We start from the raw sequence: 20,934 nt of genomic DNA, 5'->3' as shown, positions 1-20,934 counted from the left end.
CACCTCCATGGCAAGGATCCTGTTCGTCCTGACCGGAGCCACCCACTGGACGCTCGCCGACGGCAGCGCGCACCCGACCGGCTTCTGGGCCGAGGAGGCCGTGGTCCCGTACCGGGTCTTCAGCGAGGCGGGCCACGAGGTCGTCGCCGCGACGCCGGGCGGGGTCGTACCGACGGTGGACCGGGGAAGCCTCGCGCCCGAGTTCAACGGCGGCGAGGAGGGCGCGGCGGCGATGGCGGCCGAGTTGGCCGGGATCGCCGCCTTCCAGCACCCGGTGACGCTGTCTGACGTCTCGCTCGACGACTACGACGCGGTCTTCTACCCCGGCGGCCACGGCCCGATGGAGGACTTGTCGGCCGACGCCGTATCAGGCGCCCTGCTCAACGCGGCCCTCGCCTCGGGCAAGCCGCTCGGCATCGTCTGCCACGCGCCCGCCGCGCTGCTCGCCACCGCCACGGGGCCCGGCGGCGCCTCCCCCTTCGCCGGTTACCGGCTGACCGGCTTCACCAACGTCGAGGAGACCCAGGCGGGCTTCGCCGACAAGGCCCGCTGGCTCCTCCAGGACCGGCTCGTGCAGCTCGGCGCCGACTTCCAGGAAGGCGCGCTCTGGGCGCCGCACACCGTCACCGACCGCAATCTGCACACCGGTCAGAACCCGGCCTCAGCCGGTCCCCTGGCCGCCGAAATCCTCAAGACCCTCGGCTGACGAACCGGCCTCCCGCCCCGCCCCCGGGCCCCCGACCGGTCACCGCCGACCCGCTACACTGGCGCCTGTCCCCGCCCCAGTAGCTCAGGGGATAGAGCACAGCTCTCCTAAAGCTGGTGTCGCAGGTTCGAATCCTGCCTGGGGCACACCGGAAGTAGCAGGTCACAGCCATGAGAGGCCCTCCCGTTGTCGAACGGGAGGGCCTCTTTGGCCGTGGAAGTCCGCACGGGGGCCGGACGGGGGCCGGGACGGGGGCCGGGACGGGGGCCGGACGCCCCGGAGGGGCTCCGGCCGGTCAGCTCATGTTGGTGTACGCGTTGCCCGTGTGGGCGTCGGAGATCGCGCGGGGGGCGAAGGGTCGGGCGGGGTCGCCCGTGCCGGAGTAGAGGTAGACGGTTTTGGTGGCGGCCTGGTAGGCGAAGAGGTCGGCCTTGCCGTCGTGGTCGACGTCACCGGCGCTGGTGAGCTGGGAGTACGTCTGCCAGCCGGAGCCGATCCGGGTGCGGCGCTCGAAGGTGCCGTCGGACTTGCCGAGATAGAGCCACAGCACGCCGTGCTTGTCGCGGGCGACGAGGTCGCCCGCGGGTCCGCCCGCGAGGTCGCCGACGGCGGTGAGCTGGTCGTAGCCGGTCCAGCCGGTGCCGACGGCCACGCGGGGCTCGAAGGGGCGGGCCGTGCTGCCGGTGCTGCGGTAGAGCCAGAGGGCACCGGTCGTGTCGACCGCGACGAGATCCGGGCGGCCGTCACCGGTGAGGTCGCTGCCGCCGGTGAGATGGGTGTACGTCTGCCAGCCGCCGCCGACGCGGACGCGCGGGGTGAGACCGCCGTCCTCGCGGCCCGAGTAGAGCCAGAGCACCCCGTCCTTGTCGCGGGCGACGAGTTCGGGAAGGTAGTCGGGGCTGTTCGTCCCCGCGATGTCGCCGACGGTCTCAAGCTTGTCGTAGATCTGCCAGCCGCCGCCGATCCGCGCCCGCTGGCGCCCGTCGGCGGCGCTGTCCCGCCACAACCCGCCCGAGGCGTCGCGGCCCAGCAGGTCGGGCAGACCGTCGTTGTCGAAGTCGTGCAGGGCGGAGGTCGGGGTGCCCGCGTGCGCGAGGAGCCGCGCGAACGGCCGGCCGTTCGGGTCGAGGGCGACGCGGAAGACGCCCGCGCCCTGGGCGGAGTCGCTGCCCTGGACGATCCGCGCGGTGCCGTCGGGGACGGCGTACGAGGCGTCGGCGCGGTCGAGGAAGGTGACCTTCTCGCCGGTCCCGACGCGCAGGGCCGTCGTCCCGTACGTCACCCAGTCGCCGAGCAGGCCGAAGGTCAGGTCCGTACCGGCTTTCACGCCCGGCACGGGCACCGCGGTGTCCGCGCCGGTGGTCCGGTCGCGGACGACCACCCGGAGCGTGTTCGCGGCGGTGTCGTCCTCGATCCAGGCGAGGCGGTTGCCGGAGATCACCGGATTCCGCGCCTGCCGCGGGTAGGGGAAGGTGAGGGTGGCGGTGGTCAGGTCGATGAGACCGAAGCGCCGGTCGCTCTCCCCGGTCCCGGTGGGGACCAGGCCGTGGGTCGCGTCGCCCGGCCGCACCCGCCCGTAGTCCGTCCCCTCGGGCAGGCCCTGTACGGCGCGGTTCGCCCCGTCCGCGGTCTCGACCCACAGCTTCGTGGCGCCCCGGACGAACAGCGCCCGGCCCGCGACGCCCCCGTAGAGGCTGTCCGGCCCGTCGTCGACCGTCCGCAGCGCGAAGGAGGTGCCGGTGGGCATGTCCAGCACGTGGCTCCCCGACGTGTCGCTCGTGGTGGTGACGGTGTCCCCCGAGATCTCGGCGATCCCGTTGGCGGTGTCGAAGCGCAGGTCGCGGACCGGCCCGCCCCCGTACGGGGTCCAGCGGAGCTTGCCGTCGTCGCCGTCGTGCGGGACGTACGTCCAGAAGCCCTGGGTGCCCGCGGACGCCAGCGTGGCGCCGGGCGTCATCGGGAGCAGGCCGCTCACCCCGGACGTCGCGGCGGACGCCCGCGTCGCACCCACGGAGGCGGAGGTGGTGGCGGTGGCCGCGGTGGCCAGCGAAACCGCGCCCAGGGTGACGGCCAGGCCGGTGGCGGTCGCGGCGACGAGACGGCGGCGCCCGGTGCGGAGGGAGAGCAGGGAGAGCAGGGAGACCAAGGAACGTTCCTCCTGGGCGAAACGGGGTGGGACACCGCCCTTGGTGTCCCACCCCGTCCGACAGCCGACCCGTCGGGTTGGTTGTGCTCTGCGGTCAGATGATCAGAGGAAGTCAATACGGCGTCGTACGGGTGAAGTTGGGGACACCCCGGCCTCCGTCAGCCGTTCTCAGGTCGCGAGGTGGGCGAAGACCACGGTGTTTCCCTCGTAGGAGTGAGTGCGCGCGTTCCAGTCGGAGCAGGTGATGAGCCGGAGTTCGGCGTCTGCGGTGTTGCCGTAGACATCGAGGGTCGGGAACCGGGCCTTCGCGTAGGAGCGGACGGCGTCGACGGTGAAGACGGCGACTTCGTCGTCGGCGCGGGTGACGCGGATCTGCTGCTCGGGCTTCATCGCGCCGAGCCGGTAGAAGACGGCGGGGCCGGTCTCCTCGGAGTCGACGTGGCCGAGGATGACGGAGGGTCCGGTCTGGCCTGGGGCGGGCGAGTTGCGGTACCAGCCGGCGCGCAGCGGCTTGGAGGGGACCTCCAAACTGCCGTCCTTGTTGAGGCCCAGGTCCAGCAGGTCGGAGTGGACGCCGATGGCCGGGATGTCGAGGGCGACCGGCTTGGACGCGGGCAGGGTGCCGGGCCGGGTGGGCGTCGGACCGGCCGCTTCGGCCGAGGCGCCGCCGCTCGGCGGGGCGGGCATCGCGGCCATGTCGTGGCCGGACATCTCGTGACCCGACATGTCGTCCCGCGGCGTGCTTCCCGCGACGGCCGGGCCCGGCTGCGGCGGCGGGTTGCCGCCGCCCCCGGTGGTCCCGGCGAGTACGGCGGTGACCCCCGCGGCGACGCAGGCCACCGCGAGGACGACGAGTATGACCGCCGTACGTCGCGTGCGGCCCACGAGGCCGGTATGGCCGGTGCGGCCGGTGCGGCCGGTGCGGCCGGTGCGGCCGTCGCCGGTCGTACGTACGGTGTCGTCCGTACGGCCGGTGTCGTCGTCCGGGCCGTCCTCGTGCGCGGCGGCGGCGTCGTCACTCATCGGGTCGTGACGCCCCTGCGGCGCAGGGCGAATCCGCCGATGCCGAGGCCGACCAGGGCGGCGGCGCTGCCGCCCGCGACCATGCCGGTGTGGATGCCGCTTCCGGTCTGCGTGGCGCCGTCACCGGTGTCCGCGCCGCCGCCGGGCATCGAGGTCATCTGGGAGACGTTGAAGGCGCCGCAGAGGGCGGGGTCGGTGGCCTCGGCGGGCAGGGTCTTGTCGAGTTCGCTCGCGCCGAGCACGTTGTCGTACTTGCCGTTGCCGTTGTAGTCGATGCCGTGCACGACCAGGACGGCCTTGCCGGACTTGAGGTTCGCGGCGACGTTGTCGGTGACTTCGAGGGTGCGGCTGTACTTGACGCTCGAACCGGCCGGGAAGCGGTCGACGGCCAGGGCGCTCTGGGGGGCGCTGTCGCCGCTGGTGGTGAGCGAGGCGCCGATCATGCCGTAGTCCTTCATGGCGTCGGCGACGTTGATGGAGCTGTGGCCGTTGTGGTCCTTGGCCTCGGACGGCTTGGGACACACACCGGCGCCGCCGACGTGGAGGTGCATGGCGTGCGGGGAGCCGCCGCCGACCAGGCCCGACGCGGTGACGGTGATCTTCGCGGTGTTGCCGGAGAGCTGGATCATCGCCGTACCGCTGCCCGTGACGTGGTTGGCGGTGATCGGGTCCAGCGACGCCTGGTACGTGGTCCAGGGGACGTCGGTGTCCGGCGGCGCCGCCCACGCCGCCGCCGGGAAGGCCAACGGGACTGCGGCGACTGCTATCGCGGTCACGACACGTGCGCCGGTGGATCGCATAGTGGTGCTGCCCCTTCACTCGCGGATCCGCGGAGTCGGCATGGCGTCGGCTCCGCGACCGGAGGCGGGTGCCTCCGCGCTGGCATTCGGAGCGGTGGGGAGCGCGGATTGGTACGGGTGTGCCCATAACCTCTTTGCGGCGGTACCTCCGCGTCCGGGCATACGGACATACGGCATACGTATGTCCGTATGGCCGGGGATGCCCGGGGATGCCCGGAGCGCCTTGCGCCGCCTACGACATGACGCGCCGTCAACATCGGCACCACCGCCAAGCCGGACGGCGCACCCCCGGCATCCGTATCCGCATATTCGCCCGATCGGGGACAAAAACCTCTTTCGGGCAATCCGGCACCTCCCCTGGAGACGAACGGGGTGCAGGGAGCAGTCCCGAGGCCGGACTCTTCACCCCCACAGAAAGACCACCCATGAGTTCACGCAGAACACCGGGCATCGTCGGCCGGTGGAAGTCGGCAGCGCTGCTGCTGACGCTCGGCACGGCGATCGCGGGAGCGGCACTCGCCGGTCCCGGTACGGGCGTCGGCCAGGCGTCCAGCCACCGCGAGGCGCCGCTGATCGCGGCGGACCCACAGGTCGACAACACCGACCTCTACGCGTTCTCCAGTCCTGACACGTCGGACACGGTGACGCTGGTCGCGAACTGGTACCCGTTCCAGGAGCCCAACGGCGGGCCGAACTTCTACCCGTTCGCCACCGACGCCCAGTACGACATCAATATCGACAGCCAGGGCACCGGCAAGGCGGACCTCACGTACCGCTGGACCTTCCGCAACGAGGACCGGCGCGGAGACAAGACATTCCTGTACAACAACGGCGTGGTGAACAACCTCAACGACAAGACGCTGCTGTTCCGCCAGCACTACACGCTCCAGGAACTGCGCGCGGGCAAGCGCCCGGTCACGCTGGTGAAGGACGGCATCGCCACGCCGTCGAACGTCGGCAAGGCGTCGATGCCGAACTACGGGCGGCTGCGCGGCCAGGCGACGCGGAAGCTGCCCGGCGGCGGTCAGACGGTGGCCTCGCAGGCCGCCGACCCGTTCTTCCTCGACCTGCGCGTCTTCGACCTGCTCTACGGCGGGAATCTGTCGGAGACCGGGCACAACACGCTCAAGGGCTACAACGTCAACACCCTGGCGATCCAGGTCCCGAAGTCGGCGCTGGCGCTCGACTGCAACCCCAAGCGCAACCCGGTGATCGGCGTGTGGAGCACCACCTCGCGCCGCACCATGAACCTCTCCCCGGGCAAGCAGACGGCCAGCGGCCCGTACGTGCAGGTCTCGCGGCTGGGCAACCCGCTGGTGAACGAGGCGGTGGTGCCCGCGGGTCTGAAGAACGCGTTCAACGCGCTGCCGCCGTCGCAGGACCACAACCAGCCCAAGGTCGTGGCGAAGGTGCTCAACCCCGAGCTGCCGATGCTGATCCAGTCGATCTACGGGATTCCGGCGCCCGCGACGCCGCGCAAGGACCTTCAGGAGATCTTCCTGACCGGTATCGCGAAGGCGGCGAACGGCCCCCTGGCCGTGGACCTCAACTCGCAGCTCATGAACCAGGACGCCGACAAGAAGCGGTTCGTCCCCGCCGAGGAGCTGCGGCTGAACATGTCCACCCCGGTCACCGCGAAGCCGGACCGCCTCGGCGTGCTGAACGGCGACCTCCAGGGCTACCCCAACGGCCGCCGCCTCGGTGACGACGTCGTGGACATCGCGATCCAGGCGCTGGAGGGCGCGACCCCCGGCCACCTGATCCAGGCGCTCGCCGCGGGTGACGGCGTGAACGGACCCGGCGTCCCCTTCGCCGGCGCCTTCCCGTACGTCGCGCTGCCCTACACCGGCTCGGTCAACCAGGCCGGCTGAGCAAGCCACCCGGCGTGGGCACCTGACAGGCCCACGCCGGGTCCCTCTCCTCCGGTCCGACCGCCCCACCCGTCCGACCGGCCGGAGCCCCTGTTCGCCCCGAGCGGAGAAAACAGACCCCATGCGCCGCCTCGCCCTGATCGCCACCACCGCCGTGCTCTGTGCGGGCCTGACCGGCTTCGCAGCGCTGGAGCGCTCGGGCGGCACCTCGTCCCCGCCGCCTTCCGACGCGGTCCCGGGCCAGAGTTACGATACGAATTCCGGTACAGGTTCCGGTACGAGTTCCGGCCCGGACTCCGGCACGCAGGCGGCGCCGTTGAGCGTGGACGCCATCGTCGCCAAGCTCCAGAGCACGCTGCGCGCACAGCCGAACGACGCCTCCTCCTGGGCCCAACTCGGCTCGGAATACGTCGAACAGGCCCGGCTCGACGTCGATCCGACGCTGTACCCGAAGTCCGAGGCGGCGCTGCGCAAGTCGCTCGCGCTCCAGCCGCGGCACAACACCGCCGCACTCACCGCAATGGCCGGACTGGCCAACGCGCGGCACCAGTTCGCGCAGGCCAGGACGTGGGCGGACAAGGCGATCAGCGACGACCCGTACGCCTGGGCGCCGTACGGCGCGCTCAACGACGCGCTCACCCAGTTGGGTGAGGACAGCGCCGCGCAGGACGCCGTACAGCGGATGCTCGATCTGCACCCGTCGACGGCGTCGTTCACCCGGGCGTCGTACACCTTCGAGTTGCACGGGCGCACCGCGGACGCGGAGCAGGCGCTGCGGCGGGCGCTCCAGGACGCGACGACGGCGGCCGACCAGGCTTTCTGCCACCACTACTTGGGCGAGCTGGCCTTCAACACCGGCAAGACGCGCGAGGCGCTGCGGGAGTACCGGACGGCGCTCGCGCTGGATCCGACGTACACCGCGTCGCTGGCGGGCGCGGCCAGGGCGGAGGCGGCGCTCGGGCGGACGGACCAGGCGGTCACGGACTACCGGACGGCGATCGACCGGGTGCCGCAGCCGCAATATGTGCTGGAATTCGGCGAATTGCTGGAGTCGCTGGGCCGGGCGCCGGAAGCCAAGGCGCAGTACGGGGTGCTGGAGGCGGAGCAGAGGCTGTTCGCGGCCAACGGCGTGGTGGACGACCTCAACCTCGGCCAATATCAGGCCGATCACGGCGACGCGGACCTCGCGGTGAAGCTGCTGAGCGCCGAGTGGGACCGGCGGCACAGTGTGCTGGTCGCGGACGCGCTGAGCTGGGCGCTGCACCGGGCGGGCCGTGACGGCGACGCGCTGCCGCTGGCCGAGGAGGCGAACCGGCTCGGCTGGCGGGACGCGCTGCTGCGCTACCACCGGGGCGTGATCGAGCAGTCGCTCGGCGACGACGAGGCGGCGCGTACGGACCTGGCCGGGGCCCTGGCCGCCAACCCGGCCTTCTCGCCGCTGTACGCGCCGGACGCGCGCGCCCGGCTGACCGCCCTTCAGAAGGATCAGAAGGAACCGGCGGCACAACCACCGCAAGGACGGCGAGGACAGCGATGACGACCCCGATCCGTGCCCGGCGCGGCGCGGCCCTGCTGCTGGTGGCGGTGCCCTCGCTGCTGTGGCTGGCCGCCCCGGCCGTCTCCGCCCACCCGCTGGGCAACTTCACCGTCAACCGGTACGACGGTCTGACCGTACGCCCCGACCGGATCGACGACCTCGCCGTCGTGGACACCGCCGAGATCCCTACGCTCCAGGCCAAGGCCGCCATGGACACCGACCACGACGGCGCCCTGAGCCCGGCGGAGGCCGCGGCCCACGCGCACACCGCCTGCACCGACCTGGCGCGCGGCATCGACGCGACGCTCAGCGGCGACACGGGCGCGGCCGGTGGTTCGGGGACCGCGGGCGGCGCCGGGGACGCGCGACGGGCCAAGGCCCTGCGGTTCGGACTGACGGACGCGTCCTTCCGGCTGGTGCCGGGGCAGGCCGGGCTCGACACCGGACGGCTGGAGTGCCGGCTGTCCGCGCCCGCCTCCCCCGGCCGCGGCGACACGATCGCGCTGGCCACGGGCGTGGACAGCAGCCGGATCGGCTGGCACGAGATCACCGCGCACGGGGACGGCGTACGCATCGGCTCCTCGGACGTCCCTGCCGTCTCGGTCTCGCGCGAGCTGCGCGCGTATCCGGCGGACCTGCTCGCCGACCCGCTGGACCAGCGCCGTACGCGGCTCGTCCTGGGCTCGGGTCCGGGCGCCGTCGCGGCCGGCGCGCCCGGCACCGGCTGGCCCTCCTCCTGGTACGCCGCCCTCGACTGGCGGCTGGGCGCGCTCACCGACCACGACCGGCTCACCCTCCCCGTCGGTCTGCTCGCCGTGCTGATGGCCATGGTGCTGGGCGCGGGGCACGCGGCGCTGCCCGGTCACGGCAAGACCGTCATGGCCGCGTATCTGGCGGGCCGTCAGGGGCGTCCGCGCGACGCCGTCACGGTCGCGGGCACGGTGACGCTGACCCACACCGCCTCCGTCCTCGTCCTCGGCATCGCGCTCAGCGTGTCCTCCGCGCTCGTCGGCGAGGATGTCCTGGCCTGGCTCGGTACGGTCAGCGGCATCGTCATCACCGCGGCCGGTCTGTGGCTGCTGCCGTCGGCCATCCGGGTCTTCCGGGCGCGGCAGGCGGAGCACGGGCACGCGGGGGGCGGCGCTCACGGTTCACACGGAAGCGGCCACGAGCACGGACCGGGACACAGGCACGGGCACAGGCACGGCCCCGGGGCTGAGCACCAGCACCCGCACCCGTCGTCCGGCCCGCTCGTCGAGGTCCCCGAGGGCGCCGAGGGCGCCGAGGGCATCACCCAGCAGGGCGCGGCCACGGCCGTCGCCACCACGCGGGTCGCGGTCCTGGACGAACGGGAGGCCCCCGAACACGACCACGAGCACGGCCTTGAGCACGACCACGGCCACGACGGTCACCACTCGCACCACCCCGACGATCACACCGCCCACGAACACCCGCACCGCCACGGCCTCTTCGGCCACGGCCACCATCACCACTCCCACTCCGCTGGCGGCGCCCGCAAGCGCGGCGGTCTCATCGGCATCGGCATCGCGGGCGGCCTGGTCCCCAGTCCCTCGGCGCTGGTCGTCCTGCTGGGCTCGATCGCCCTCGGCCGTACGGCGTTCGGCGTGCTGCTCGTCGTCTGCTACGGCCTCGGCATGGCCGCCACCCTCGCCGCCGCGGGCCTGCTCCTGCTGACGCTCAGGGACCGCTTCCCCGCGCTGAGCGGCGGAAGATGGCACGCCGTCGGCGCGTGGAGCGGTCGCCTCACCCCCCTGGGCACCGCGCTGCTCATTCTCGCCGTGGGCGTGGGAACCGCCCTGCGTGCGATGCCCCTCTGACGGATCGACAACACCCGCACCCGTTGTCCCACGGACGCCACAAGGACAGAACCATGCGCACACCCTCGCGTACGACGACCCGCACGACTGATATGACCGGCACGACCCGCATGACCACCCGCATGACCACCCGCATGACCACCCGCACGGCCACGCGTATGACACCGCGTACGTCATCGCGTACGGCCTCCCGCCCGGCCGCCCTCCTCGGCGCCGCCCTGACCGCCGCCGTCCTCGCGCTCGCTCTCACCTCCTGCGCCGCCGACCGGCACACGGGAGCGCTGGTCACCGGCCCCGCGAGCCCGCGTCCGACCTGCCGCGTCCACCAGGCGACGCTGCCCGACCGCGACTACACGGCGGGCAAGAACAGCGACCCGATGGCCGTACTGTCGATGCTCCGCTACTACACCGCCCAGCACGCGCTGCCCTATTGCGACGGAAAACCGGCCAGCCGTCAGGACGACGCCTGGGACACCCTCTATGGCGACCTCACCCGGCGCTGAGCGCGCCACCGGCCCCCGACTCCGCCCATGACCCCGGCGGACGGCCGACGGGCGCCACGTCAGGGCGCCCGTACATCCGTACGTCCGTACCCCCTTCCAGGTGGCCATCGGGCGGAGCGGCCATACCTGAGGACCGGGGCCACGAACTCCCCTTGGTCCGCACGGCACCCGGTTCAGCACCGGGCGCTGAGGAGGTGAGCCGAATGCCGGACGCAGGTCCGACGCGTCTCCCGTTGCCGCCGGAGGCGGAGTGCTGGGAGAGCGACGGCCTCGAACAGCGCATGCTGGCGGCGGGACGCGGCGACCAAGAGGCGTTCACCGCGCTGTACACGCTGCTCTTTCCCATGGTCAGGTCGCTGATCCAGCGGCGGGTGCGGCTGCGCGCCGAAGCCGAGGACATCGCCCAGGACGTCATGGCCGAGGTGTGGGCGAAGGCGTCGCTGTACCGGCCGGAGCAGGGGAGCGTACGCGGCTGGGTCGTCACCATCGCGCACCGCCGTGCCGTCGACTGGATCCGGCGCAACGCCGTACTGCTGCGCAGTGAGGACCTGGCGGCCCGCAGGACGCGGCTGCCGGCCGGCGACAACGTCCTGGACATCGTCGAGCTGCGCATGAGGCAGGCGGCGGTGCGGCGCGGGGTGAGCGTGCTGACCGATCGGCAACGGGAGGCGATCCACCTGGCGTTCTACGCCGAGCGCAGCCACCAGGAGGTCGCGGAGACGCTCGGCATCCCGCTGGGCACGGCCAAGTCCCGTGTCCGCAGCGCCCTGACGCGTCTGCGCCGCGACCTCGGTCTCGACCTGGACCTGAACCTGGACCTGGACCTGGACCTGGGATGACGGACCTGGAGCGACGGAGGCGGGATGACGAACGTGGGGGCGTTACGGGCGGCGGGCCGCGTTCCACTCGCGGTAGACGGCCCACGCGTCCCCGACCGGGCCCAGGTGCCCGAGCTTGTCGGGGTTGCTGACGGAGTTGATCATCTGGATCCGGCCGTCGAGCACGTCCAGCGTCCACACGTTGAGCACCTTGCGGTCGCGGTCACGGAAGATCATGCCGGGCTGGCCGTTGATCTCGTGGGACTCGACGGTCACGTCGATGCGGAAGAACCAGGGGAAGGTGGTGGCGAGCAGGCGCGTCACGTTCTCGACGCCGCTGATGGCGCGGGCGAACTGCGGGGTCTTGCCGCCGCCGTCGCCGACGACCTGGACGTCCGCGGCGAGCACGTCGCGCAGGGCTTCGACGTCGCCCTCGCGCAGAGCGTCGAAGAACCGTCCCGCCAGTCGCTCGCGCTCCCGCCGGTCGGCCTCGAAGCGCGGGCGGCCCTCGTCCATGTGCCGCCTGGCCCGTACCGCGAGCTGACGGCAGGCCGCCTCGGAGCGGCCGACGGCGGAGGCGACCTCGGGGAAGCCGAAACCGAAGACCTCGCGCAGCACGAAGACGGCGCGCTCCAGCGGGCTGAGCCGCTCCAGCAGCAACAGGGCGGCCGTCGAGACGGAGTCGGCCAGTTCCGCCGAGCGCGCCGGGTCGTCGTAGGGGTCGGCGAGCAGCGGCTCCGGCAGCCACTCCCCCACGTACTCCTCGCGCCGGAAGCGGGCGGAGCGCAGCACGTCGATGGAGACGCGGGTGACGGCGGCCGACAGGTACGCCTTGGGCGAGGCGGGCGAGGTCCCGGCGGCCTCGTAGCGCAGCCAGGTGTCCTGGACCGCGTCCTCCGCCTCGCTCACGCTGCCCAGGATCCGGTACGCGATCGAGAACAGCAGCGGCCGCAGGTCCTCGAACTCCCCCGCCCGCGCCGCGACAGACCGTGCCGCAACAGACCGTGCCCCATCAGACCGCGCCGCACCAGACCGTGCCGCAACAGACCGTGCCCCATCAGGCCGCGCCGCAACAGACCGCGCCGCATCAGACCGCGCCGAACCCTGCACCTGCCGCGCATCCTCCCGCGTCACTTCAGCCCCTTCTCGAACCCCTCGCGCCACGACGAGTAGCGCGGCTCCCAGCCCAGTTCCCGCCGGGCCTTGGCATTGGAGAAGCCGCGGCCCTCGGTCATCATCGTCACCGCCACCTCCCCGGCCAGCAAACGAGCCAGCCACGCGGGCACCCGCATCGGCCGTTTCGCGCCCGCGCACCGGGCCAGATACGGCAGCCACTCGGCGGCCGGCGCCGGTTCGTCGTCGACGACGTTGAACAGGCCGGTCGCGCGCCGCTCGACGGCCAGGGCGGTGGCGCTCGCCGCGTCGTCCAGGTGGATCCACGAGGTGTGGCCCGCGCCGGCGCCGACGAGCGGGAGCTGCCGCTTGCGCAGGAGTTCGACCATGTCGTCGGTGACGCCGGGGCCGTAGAAACTTCCGTAGCGCATGACCGCGCCGCCGAAGTCCGCCACCACGTCCTCGACGTGCCGGATCGCCCGCATCCCCGCCTGCGCCGCCGTCCCCTCCATCAGGTCGAGCGGGTCCTGTTCCGTCTTGACCCAGCCGCCCTCGCGGACGCCGTTCCAGGAGGCGTAGCCCTGGGCGACGACGTGGCTCACGCCGGTCGCCTGGGCCGCCGCCAGCAGGTGGTCGGTGCCTTCGGTGCGGAGCCGGATGGTGGGGGCGAACCAGCGGTCCATGTGCTTGAGGTCGGGCTTGCCCGCGTGTGCGGTGGCGATCGCCGTCATCTGGTGCACGATGACGTCCGGCCGCGCCGTGGCCACCGCCTCGCCGACCGACGCCGCGTCCAGGCCGTCCATCACGACGCCGTCGGCGCCCAGCGCCTTCAGCGAGTCCAGTTTGGCCGCGCTCGTCGTGGTGGCCGTCACCTGGTGGCCCCCGTCCACGAGCAGCGGCACCAGCCGCCGCCCCAGTACCCCGCTCCCGCCCGCCACGAACACCCGCATGACCGCCACCGTCCTCGCGTTCCGGTCGTCCCCGGCTCATCGCGGGGCTCTCCCTCACGGGACGGGACAGCGCGGGCGCCTGTGACACGCGAGGGACGGTGCGGGTGTGCGAGGTGTGCGGGGAATGTCAGTGCGGCTTGATAGGGATGGGGCATGACTGAGCGTGTGACGATCCATGACGTCGCTCGAGGGCTGCCGTCGATCGCGGGGCTGCGGGATGTGTGCCGGGCGTTGGCCGCGTTGGAGATCGTGCGGTATCCGGGGGCGCGGGAGGTTCAGGGGGACGGCCGGGGGGAACGGGAGCGGGATTTCGTGCGCGGCTGGCGGACGGGCGCCGATGTGGGGGTGTGGCGGACGGGGAGCGGTGACGGATACGCGGTGGCGTTCACGTGTTACGGGGCGATCGTGCTGGGCTTCGACCACGCGTCGCCGATGAGCCCGTACGCGGCGGGGCCGCCGCCGCGGAACTGGCCGGGGGTGCTGGACGCGGTGCCGCCGGTGTTCGCGCCCTAGGTGGCGGAGCCGCCGGATTTCCTGGCCGCCGAGGTGCCGCTGGTCACGGCCTGCGCGTGGCGTACGGCGGACGACGACCGGTGGCGTACCGGCGACGGCATCGTCTTCCCGGCCGCGGAGTCCGGCGTGCGGGGCCAACCGGACGGCGCGGCCTGGCTGTTCGCGCCGCTCACCGATCGCGATCCCGAGGCGTACGCGCGTGAGAGCGGGCTCGCGGCCGAGGCCGTGCGCGGGGTGTACGCGCTGCGGCCACTGGACCGCGAGGCCGTCGCCGCGCTGAATCCGGCGGCTCCTTTCGAGGCGGTGGCCGGGGAGCTGGAGCGGATCGGCTACCCGGTCGCGCGCTGACGGGGGGGGCGGGGACGTGGCACGCAGGGGCGGGCGCAAGGCGCCGCCGTCGCCGTTGGCGCAGCGGGACGGCGTGGACCCGGTACGGCTGCGGCTGCCCGGCGGGGGCGGGGAGCCGAGGACGGTGGCGGCGTATCTGCTGGAGCGGTACGCGGGGGCGGTGGGCGCGGAGCGCGTCGGGGCGATGCTGGCCGAGGGGCGTTTCGTGACCGGTGACGGCGGTCCGGTGACGGCGGGGACGGCGTACGAGGCGGGCGCGTACGTATGGTTCCACCGCGATGTGGCGCCCGAGACGGCCGTGCCGTTCGAGGTGACGGTGGTGTACCGCGACGAGCGGATCGTGGTGGCGGACAAGCCGCACTTCCTGGCGACGACCCCGCGCGGACGGCACGTAACGGACACCGCCCTGGCGCGGCTGCGGCGCGACTGCGGGCTGCCCGAACTGTCGCCCGCGCACCGGCTCGACCGGCTGACGGCGGGCCTGGTGCTGTTCGTGATCCGCCCCGAGGACCGGGGCGCGTACCAGACGCTCTTCCGGGATCGGCGGGTGCGCAAGGAGTACGAGGCGGTCGCCGCGTACGACCCGCGGGTGGAGCTGCCGAGGACGGTACGGAGCCGGATCGTGAAGGAGCGCGGGCGGATCGCGGCGTGGGAGGAGCCGGGGCCGCCGAACGCGGAGAGCCGGGTCGAACTGCTGGAGCGGCGCGGTGCGCGGGGCCGCTACCGGCTGCTGCCCGCGACGGGCCGTACCCACCAGTTGCGGCTGCACATGAGCGCGCTCGGGCTGCCGCTGCTGTACGACCCGGTCTATCCGCAGGTGCTGCCGGAGCCCGAATCGGAGGGCGGCCGGGAGGACTTCACCCGGCCGCTGCAACTGCTCGCGCGGGCGCTGGAATTCACCGATCCGGTGACCGGACGGGCGCTGCGGTTCGACAGCGCGCGGGAGCTGGCGGCGTGGCGCGAGGCCCTGTGACCGGTCGGCCACGGTCCGGTGAGCTGGTTGCGGGGCCGCGGGGAAGTACGGGATGGTTGCTGGACGGCAACGGTCTTCTGGTCGCCGTACGCAACTGTCCCCTAGTCGATGAGGTGAGGGATTCGCTCAGCGGATCCTGAATGTGTGGTTGGTTCCGTCACGACGGCAGCCGGTGCGGACGCACCGGTGAGCGTTTCGAGGAGCGAGACTCCGTCCCCCCTGCCGGCGCCCTACCCGGTGCTCGTGGTCGAGGCCGATGGCAGGCTGATACTCGCGAACGAGGCGGCGGGGGTTCTGCTGCCGGGGGCCGGGGAAGGAGTGGCGCTCGCGGACGTGGCGCCACCCTGGCTGTCCCGGGCACACGAAACGCTGCGCGCGCCGACGGAGGAATCACCGGGCACGGACGTGGCCGCGACCGCTGACGTGGACGTGGCCGTGGCCTGGGGCGCGGTCGGCGGGCGCACCTTCGAGGCGCATCCGACGGTGCTGGCCGACGGAAGCGCCGTGTGGTGGCTGGTCGAGGACACCGACCGGCGGCTGGCGCGCGAGGCGTTGCGCATGGAACGCGAGCGCACCGAATTCCTCAGCCGCTCGTCCAACCTGCTGCTCTCCTCGCTCAACCTGGACCGGTGCATGGACGTCACCGCGCAGATGGCCGCCGAGCACCTGGCCGACGCCGCCATGGTCATCGCCCCGTCGCGGGCGAACCGGCTGCCGGTGGTCTCCTGTGTGCGCGGCGGCAGCCCTTCGCAGTCGCACCTGGGCGTCGATCCGGACGAAGTGCCGGGGCTCGGCGAGGCGTTGCGCGGCTTCCCGCCGGTGCCCTCGCGCTGGCTCGACCCGGCGACGGCCCCCTCCTGGCTGGTGCCCGAGGGCTTCGGGCCGGTCGGTTCGATAGTGATCACCCCGCTGCCGGGGCACGGGGTGTCGGCCGGCGCCCTCGTCCTGCTGCGGCGCTCGGAGACCGACGCCTTCACCGAACGCGAAGAGGTCTTCGCCCGGCTGTTCGCCGCGCGCGCGGGCGCCGCCATGTCGGCGGCCCGGCTGTACGCGGAGCAGTCGGCGATCACCGACGTCCTGATGCGGGAACTGCTGCCGCCGTCGCTGCACCAGGTCGGCGGGGTGGACTTCGCCGGTGGCTACCGGCCCTCGCAGGACCACGAGCGGATCGGCGGGGACTTCTACGACGTGCACCCGTCGGTGGCCGAGGGCGAGGCGTCGCTGGCGGTGCTGGGCGATGTGTGCGGCAAGGGCCTCGAGGCGGCCGTGCTGACCGGCAAGATCCGCAACACCCTGCACGCGCTGCTGCCCATGGCCGACGACCACCAGCGGATGCTCAGCCTGCTGAACACGGCGCTGCTGAACTCCCACCACACCCGCTTCGCGACGCTGATCCTGGCCTCCGCGCTCCGCGACGGGCACCAGGTGCGGCTGCGGCTGACCAGCGCGGGGCACCTCGCGCCGCTGATCGTGCGGGCCGACGGCGAGGTGGAGCAGGCCGACACCAAGGGCACCCTGGTCGGCGCGATCCCCGACGCCGTCTCCCGTACCGTCACGCTGTCCCTGGCGCCCGGCGAGACCTGCGTGCTGTACACGGACGGGATCACCGAGGCGCGCGGCGGCCCCCTGGGCGGGGCGCTGTTCGGCGAGAAGCGGCTGCGGCGCGTGCTGTCGGAGTGCGCGGGCATGCCCGCGGAAGGAATCGTGGAGCGGGTCCAGATGCTCGCCGCCGAGTGGGTCGGCACGGGGCGTCACGACGACATGGCCGTCGTCGTGATCTCCGCGCCCCGGACGCATCACCTGAGTGCGGTGAACGGCCGTACTCGGGGCAGGTACACAGCGTGAGCACCGACACCGAGCCGACCGCACCCCCGTCGCACTCCGCGTCCTCGCCGCCCGCCCCGCCGTCCGGACCCCGCTCCGGACCTGATCAGGGGCTCGGGCGGCGCGTGACGGAGCTGTGGGAGGCCGTCGCGCACGGCGACGAGCACGCGGCGGCCGGTGTGGTGCTCGGCGCGCTGGACACGGGGGTGGACGCGGAGAGCGTGCTGCTCGACGTCATCGCGCCCGTGCAGGGCAAGGTGGGCGAGGAGTGGGCGGCCAACCGGTTGAGCGTCGCCCAGGAGCACGCCGCCACCGCGATCAACGACCGGGCCGTGGCGGCGCTCTCCCTGCACCCGGCCGCCCGTACCGAACCCTGGCGGGGCAGGATCACGGTGGCCTGCGTCGAGGGCGAGTGGCACGCGCTGCCCGCCCGGATCCTGGCCGAGGTGCTGAAGCTGCGCGGCTGGCGCGTCGACTTCCTCGGCGCCCAGGTGCCCACCGCGCACCTCATCACCCATCTGCACCGCACCGCGTGCGACGCGGTGGCGCTCTCCAGTTCGCTGGCCACCCGCCTGCCGACCGCGCACGCGGCGATCACCGCCTGCCAGGCCGTCGGGGTGCCGGTCCTCGTCGGCGGCGCCGCCTTCGGCCCGGACGGCCGGCACGCGCGGCTGCTGGGCGCCGACGCCTGGGCCCCCGACGCGCGGACGGCCGCGGAGCGCCTCGCGCGCGGCCCGCTGCCGCGCCCGCAGCCCGAGCACCAGCCGATAGACGATCTGCCGCACCTGGCCGACCAGGAGTACACGATGGTCGCGCGCGCCCGTACGGCCCTGGTGCGGACCGTCTTCGGCGGGCTGGAGGCCGCCTTCCCCGCGATGCGCGCGTACAGCGAACTCCAGCGCGAGCACACCGCGGAAGACCTCGCGCACATCGTGGACTTCCTCACCATCGCCCTCTACACGGGCGATGAGGACCTCTTCGCCGACTTCCTCACCTGGACCGCCGGGATCCTCGCCGCCCGCGGCGTTCCCGCGCACAGCCTGCCGCCCGCGCTGCGGATCCTGTCGGACGAGCTGAAGGACTTCCCGCGCGCGGTCCGGATACTCCGGCTCGGCACCGACTGTCTGACCTCGTCCGCACTCACCACGGCCAGGACCACCGCATGACCATGATTCCCCCGAGCCGTCTGCGGCTGACGGCCGTCGACACCGAGACCACCGTGCGGATCGAACTGCACGGCGACCTCGACTACGACAACGCCGACCGGCTGCTGACCGTCGTCAGCGACAAGATCGCCGACAATCCGCGCCTGGCGGATCTGCACCTGCACTGCGCCGGGCTCGGCAGCACGGACTCCAGCGGGCTCTCGGCCCTGCTGATGATCCGCCGCCGCACCGACGAGGCCGGTGTCCGGCTCCACCTGGACGACCGGTCCTCCGCGCTGGAGCGGTTGCTGACGATCACCGGCACGCTCGCCCATCTGACGGCGCTCCCCGCGTCCGGGGCCGGTGCGGCGGAGCCGTCCGCCGCCGAACAGGCCGCCCCCTCCACGGGCCAGGACCCGCGGGCCTGAGGGGTGCGCGGGCCGGGCACGCTGTGCCGGCTTTACGGGCCGTACGGGCTCAGGACGTCATCGAGGCCGCCGAGGTGAGCACCGCGAAGAACGCGCCCTCGGGGTCGGTCAGCAGGGCGAGGCGGCCGACGCCCGCCAAGTCGGTGGGGGGCATGAGGGCCGTGCCGCCGCCCTCGGTGGCCTTGGCGACGACGGCGTCGCAGTCATCGACGCCGAAGTAGGGCTGCCAGTAGGCCGTACCGGTGGGGAGCAGGTCGGGGCCGAGCTGGAGGATGCCGCCGTGCGAGCCGTCCTGGCCGCCGCCGGAGCGGGACACCACGGTGTAGACGTCGGCGGACGCGTCGCCGGGCAGCGGCATGTCCTCGTAGTCCCAGGCCAGGACGGCGGCGTAGAAGTCCTTGGCGCGCTGGGCCTGCGGTGTGTACAGCTCGGTCCAGCACAGGCCCCAGGGGCCGACGTGGTCCAGGCCCTTGTTGGTGCCGGGCTGCCAGACGCCGAATTCGCCGCCGGTCGGGTCGGTGTAGGAGGCGAGGCGGCCCTGGTCGAAGACGTCCATCGGCGGTACCCGTACGGTGCCGCCGTTCTCCTCGACGGCGGCCGTGGTGGCGTCGGCGTCGGCGGTCTCGAAGTAGACCGTCCAGGCCGGGTGGGCGCCGGTGTCCTGGAGCGGGCCCAGCGCGGCGACCGTCGCGCCGTCCCGCACGAAGGTGCCGTACCCGCCGGACGCGGGGCCGCCCGGCTCGAATTCCCAGCCGAAGAGCGAGCCGTAGTACGCGGCGGCGGCCGTGGTGTCGCGGCTGCCCAGGTCGATCCAGTCGGGCGCGCCGGGCACGTAGTCGTTGGTGAGCATGGGTGCCTTCCTCCTGGAGCTGTCGTGCGGTGGCCGGGCGGATCGCAGGCGCCGGGCGGATCAGGGGTGGCGGGCGGATCGGGTGGGTGCCGGGCGGATCGGGTGGGTGCCGGGCGGATCGGGTGGGTGCCGGGCTTTTTGTCCGATTGGGACGCAGTGTCCTCTCTCACACCCAGCATGGCAGCTGGTCCCGACCATCGCCGTTCGTGCGCAGGTCACCGCCTTGGCGGGCGAAACGGAAGGCGCCGTGCCGCATCGACACGGTCACGCGCGGTGTTTAACGGATTCGGGATTGTCAGTGCCGCCGTCTACTGTGGTTCACATGTACGGGGGAAGTCTCGATCAAGCGAACGCGGCCCTGCGCGCTTATGTGCAGGAGCACGGCGACCGGCCTTGGACGGCCGAAGAGCTCACGGAGCTGGCGCGGCTGCGCGCCGAGTGGACCGCCGCCGCGCGTGGTACCCAGATGCCGATACGCCCGGTCCAGGGCCCGGCCGTCGGCCCGGTGAGCGGCGCGGCGGTCGTCACCGCCGCGTAACGCTCACCGTCGGACGCACGGGGGCGCGACGCGCCACGAGCGGTCCGCGAACACCCCGCGATCAGCGAGCGGGCACCCGGCACACCAGCCGTCCGGCTACGGCCGTCAGACCCGCGCCACGGCGTGCGGGGGGCGGAGCGTGTCCGCGCCGGGGGTGGGCTCCGACGGGTCGCCGCCGACCGCGACGATCCGGTTGCCGGCGTCCACATGGACGACGGCCGGGCGCAGCACCCTGGCCTCGGCGTCCTCGACCTGCGCGTAGCTGATCAGGATGACCAGGTCTCCGGGGTGCACGAGGTGGGCGGCGGCGCCGTTGATGCCGATGACGCCGGAGCCGCGCTCACCCTCGATGACATAGGTCTCCAGCCGGGCGCCGTTGGTGATGTCGACGATGTGGACGAGTTCGCCGGGCAGCAGGTCCGCGGCGTCCATCAGATCGGCGTCGACGGTCACGGAGCCCACATAGTGCAGATCCGCCTGGGTCACGGTGGCCCGGTGGATCTTCGACTTGAACATGGTGCGCAGCACGCTGCCGCCTCCTGGTGAAAGGGCTGGTCGCGTCCCTGCCACGGGTACGCGCCGACGCGTCCAGCCTAGGCGAGCGCCCGGCGCGCCGGGACCGGCGGGGCGCCCGGAGTGCGGAAGATCTCAGCTTCGTGGAATACCCCTAGGGGGTATATGGTTGTTCCCGGCGGACGGAAAAGCGCGTCCGCACCAGCAGGCACGCACGCACGTATCGAGGAGAACACCATGAGCGAGGCCGTCTACTCCGTGGCCGGAATGAGCTGCGGTCACTGCGAGTCCGCGATCACCAAGGAGGTCACCGCGATTCCCGGTGTCACCTCCGTCAAGGCGGTCGCCTCGACCGGTCTGCTGACCGTCGCGTCCGAGCAGCCGGTGGACGACGAGTCGGTACGCGCCGCCGTGGACGAGGCGGGTTACGAACTGGTCGGCCGCGCCTGACCGGCGCTTCGCGGCCCCCACGGCGGGGGCCGGGGGCAGGGGCCGGA

The 20,934-nt window shown here is 73.0% G+C and carries 21 protein-coding genes and 1 tRNA gene; 15 read left to right on the top strand and 7 right to left on the bottom strand.

Annotation, left to right across the window (positions count from 1 at the left end):
* Window positions 1–7: 7 nt before the first annotated feature.
* Both ACFZBB_RS13335 and ACFZBB_RS13330 read left to right on the top strand, forming a co-directional pair.
* On the top strand, window positions 8–706 hold the full coding sequence (locus tag ACFZBB_RS13335) for a DJ-1/PfpI family protein (RefSeq protein WP_391120928.1): 699 nt from the start codon (window positions 8–10) through the stop codon (window positions 704–706).
* A gap of 73 nt (window positions 707–779) precedes the next feature.
* Window positions 780–852 (top strand) — tRNA-Arg (locus ACFZBB_RS13330).
* Window positions 853–1,001: 149 nt separating this feature from the next.
* On the opposite strand, the gene ACFZBB_RS13325 is transcribed toward ACFZBB_RS13330, so the two are convergent.
* The 3 genes from ACFZBB_RS13325 to ACFZBB_RS13315 all read right to left on the bottom strand — a co-directional run bounded on the left by ACFZBB_RS13325 (window position 1,002) and on the right by ACFZBB_RS13315 (window position 4,675).
* Window positions 1,002–2,852 (bottom strand): FG-GAP-like repeat-containing protein, encoded by a 1,851-nt coding sequence (locus ACFZBB_RS13325; RefSeq protein WP_391120925.1) that lies wholly within the window; start codon window positions 2,850–2,852, stop codon window positions 1,002–1,004.
* 168 nt (window positions 2,853–3,020) lie between these two features.
* A complete protein-coding gene (locus ACFZBB_RS13320; protein ID WP_391120922.1) occupies window positions 3,021–3,875 on the bottom strand; it encodes a class F sortase in 855 nt (284 codons plus the stop codon).
* Window positions 3,872–4,675 carry a hypothetical protein gene (locus tag ACFZBB_RS13315; protein WP_391120919.1) on the bottom strand — a complete coding sequence of 268 codons (804 nt, stop codon included), beginning with the start codon at window positions 4,673–4,675 and terminating at the stop codon, window positions 3,872–3,874. The genes ACFZBB_RS13320 and ACFZBB_RS13315 overlap by 4 nt, the downstream gene beginning before the upstream one ends.
* 425 nt (window positions 4,676–5,100) lie before the next feature.
* Between ACFZBB_RS13315 and ACFZBB_RS13310 the strand changes: the two genes are divergently transcribed.
* From ACFZBB_RS13310 to ACFZBB_RS13290, 5 genes are all read left to right on the top strand, one after another.
* Entirely contained in the window at window positions 5,101–6,546 is a 1,446-nt protein-coding gene (locus ACFZBB_RS13310; protein WP_391120916.1) for a DUF4331 family protein, read from the top strand.
* A 121-nt stretch (window positions 6,547–6,667) separates the two neighbouring features.
* A complete protein-coding gene (locus ACFZBB_RS13305) occupies window positions 6,668–8,083 on the top strand; it encodes a tetratricopeptide repeat protein (RefSeq protein WP_391120913.1) in 1,416 nt (471 codons plus the stop codon).
* Entirely contained in the window at window positions 8,080–9,921 is a 1,842-nt protein-coding gene (locus tag ACFZBB_RS13300) for a hypothetical protein (RefSeq protein ID WP_391120910.1), read from the top strand. Before ACFZBB_RS13305 ends, ACFZBB_RS13300 begins: the two co-directional genes overlap by 4 nt.
* Window positions 9,922–9,974: 53 nt before the next feature.
* Complete coding sequence (locus ACFZBB_RS13295) at window positions 9,975–10,424, top strand: hypothetical protein (protein ID WP_391120907.1); 450 nt, start codon at window positions 9,975–9,977, stop codon at window positions 10,422–10,424.
* Window positions 10,425–10,627: 203 nt separating this feature from the next.
* Window positions 10,628–11,263, top strand: coding sequence for a sigma-70 family RNA polymerase sigma factor (locus ACFZBB_RS13290; protein WP_391120904.1), 636 nt, complete (start codon window positions 10,628–10,630; stop codon window positions 11,261–11,263).
* A 42-nt stretch (window positions 11,264–11,305) separates the two neighbouring features.
* On the opposite strand, the gene ACFZBB_RS13285 is transcribed toward ACFZBB_RS13290, so the two are convergent.
* Complete coding sequence (locus tag ACFZBB_RS13285) at window positions 11,306–12,352, bottom strand: RNA polymerase sigma-70 factor (protein ID WP_391121127.1); 1,047 nt, start codon at window positions 12,350–12,352, stop codon at window positions 11,306–11,308.
* A gap of 20 nt (window positions 12,353–12,372) precedes the next feature.
* The gene (locus ACFZBB_RS13280; protein WP_391120901.1) at window positions 12,373–13,305 is read right to left on the bottom strand and encodes an NAD-dependent epimerase/dehydratase family protein; all 933 of its coding nucleotides are present in this window, start codon (window positions 13,303–13,305) and stop codon (window positions 12,373–12,375) included.
* Window positions 13,306–13,458: 153 nt separating this feature from the next.
* Between ACFZBB_RS13280 and ACFZBB_RS13275 the strand changes: the two genes are divergently transcribed.
* From ACFZBB_RS13275 to ACFZBB_RS13250, 6 genes are all read left to right on the top strand, one after another.
* Window positions 13,459–13,818 (top strand): hypothetical protein, encoded by a 360-nt coding sequence (locus ACFZBB_RS13275; RefSeq protein WP_391120898.1) that lies wholly within the window; start codon window positions 13,459–13,461, stop codon window positions 13,816–13,818.
* A complete protein-coding gene (locus ACFZBB_RS13270; protein ID WP_391120895.1) occupies window positions 13,819–14,166 on the top strand; it encodes a hypothetical protein in 348 nt (115 codons plus the stop codon).
* Between the two features lie 16 nt (window positions 14,167–14,182).
* Entirely contained in the window at window positions 14,183–15,139 is a 957-nt protein-coding gene (locus ACFZBB_RS13265; protein ID WP_391120892.1) for a pseudouridine synthase, read from the top strand.
* Window positions 15,140–15,376: 237 nt separating this feature from the next.
* Entirely contained in the window at window positions 15,377–16,984 is a 1,608-nt protein-coding gene (locus tag ACFZBB_RS13260) for a SpoIIE family protein phosphatase (RefSeq protein WP_391121124.1), read from the top strand.
* On the top strand, window positions 16,981–18,129 hold the full coding sequence (locus ACFZBB_RS13255) for a cobalamin-dependent protein (protein WP_391120889.1): 1,149 nt from the start codon (window positions 16,981–16,983) through the stop codon (window positions 18,127–18,129). Before ACFZBB_RS13260 ends, ACFZBB_RS13255 begins: the two co-directional genes overlap by 4 nt.
* Entirely contained in the window at window positions 18,126–18,536 is a 411-nt protein-coding gene (locus tag ACFZBB_RS13250) for an STAS domain-containing protein (RefSeq protein WP_391120886.1), read from the top strand. Before ACFZBB_RS13255 ends, ACFZBB_RS13250 begins: the two co-directional genes overlap by 4 nt.
* 49 nt (window positions 18,537–18,585) lie before the next feature.
* Here ACFZBB_RS13250 and ACFZBB_RS13245 read toward each other — a convergent pair whose 3' ends face one another.
* On the bottom strand, window positions 18,586–19,386 hold the full coding sequence (locus tag ACFZBB_RS13245) for a VOC family protein (protein WP_391120884.1): 801 nt from the start codon (window positions 19,384–19,386) through the stop codon (window positions 18,586–18,588).
* A 322-nt stretch (window positions 19,387–19,708) separates the two neighbouring features.
* On the opposite strand from ACFZBB_RS13245, the gene ACFZBB_RS13240 reads away from it, so the two are divergent.
* A complete protein-coding gene (locus tag ACFZBB_RS13240; protein WP_188279703.1) occupies window positions 19,709–19,924 on the top strand; it encodes a hypothetical protein in 216 nt (71 codons plus the stop codon).
* A 105-nt stretch (window positions 19,925–20,029) separates the two neighbouring features.
* Here the strand turns inward: ACFZBB_RS13240 and panD are convergent, their stop codons facing one another.
* The gene (gene panD, locus ACFZBB_RS13235; RefSeq protein ID WP_391120881.1) at window positions 20,030–20,452 is read right to left on the bottom strand and encodes an aspartate 1-decarboxylase; all 423 of its coding nucleotides are present in this window, start codon (window positions 20,450–20,452) and stop codon (window positions 20,030–20,032) included.
* A gap of 222 nt (window positions 20,453–20,674) precedes the next feature.
* On the opposite strand from panD, the gene ACFZBB_RS13230 reads away from it, so the two are divergent.
* The gene (locus ACFZBB_RS13230) at window positions 20,675–20,887 is read left to right on the top strand and encodes a cation transporter (protein WP_391120877.1); all 213 of its coding nucleotides are present in this window, start codon (window positions 20,675–20,677) and stop codon (window positions 20,885–20,887) included.
* Window positions 20,888–20,934: the final 47 nt, after the last annotated feature.

The organism is Streptomyces sp. NPDC008139 (assembly GCF_042957025.1).
In the GTDB taxonomy this organism is placed as follows: domain Bacteria; phylum Actinomycetota; class Actinomycetes; order Streptomycetales; family Streptomycetaceae; genus Actinacidiphila.
The sequence above is the reverse complement of the archived record's forward strand: the minus strand, read 5'-3'. Positions and strand labels throughout refer to the sequence as shown.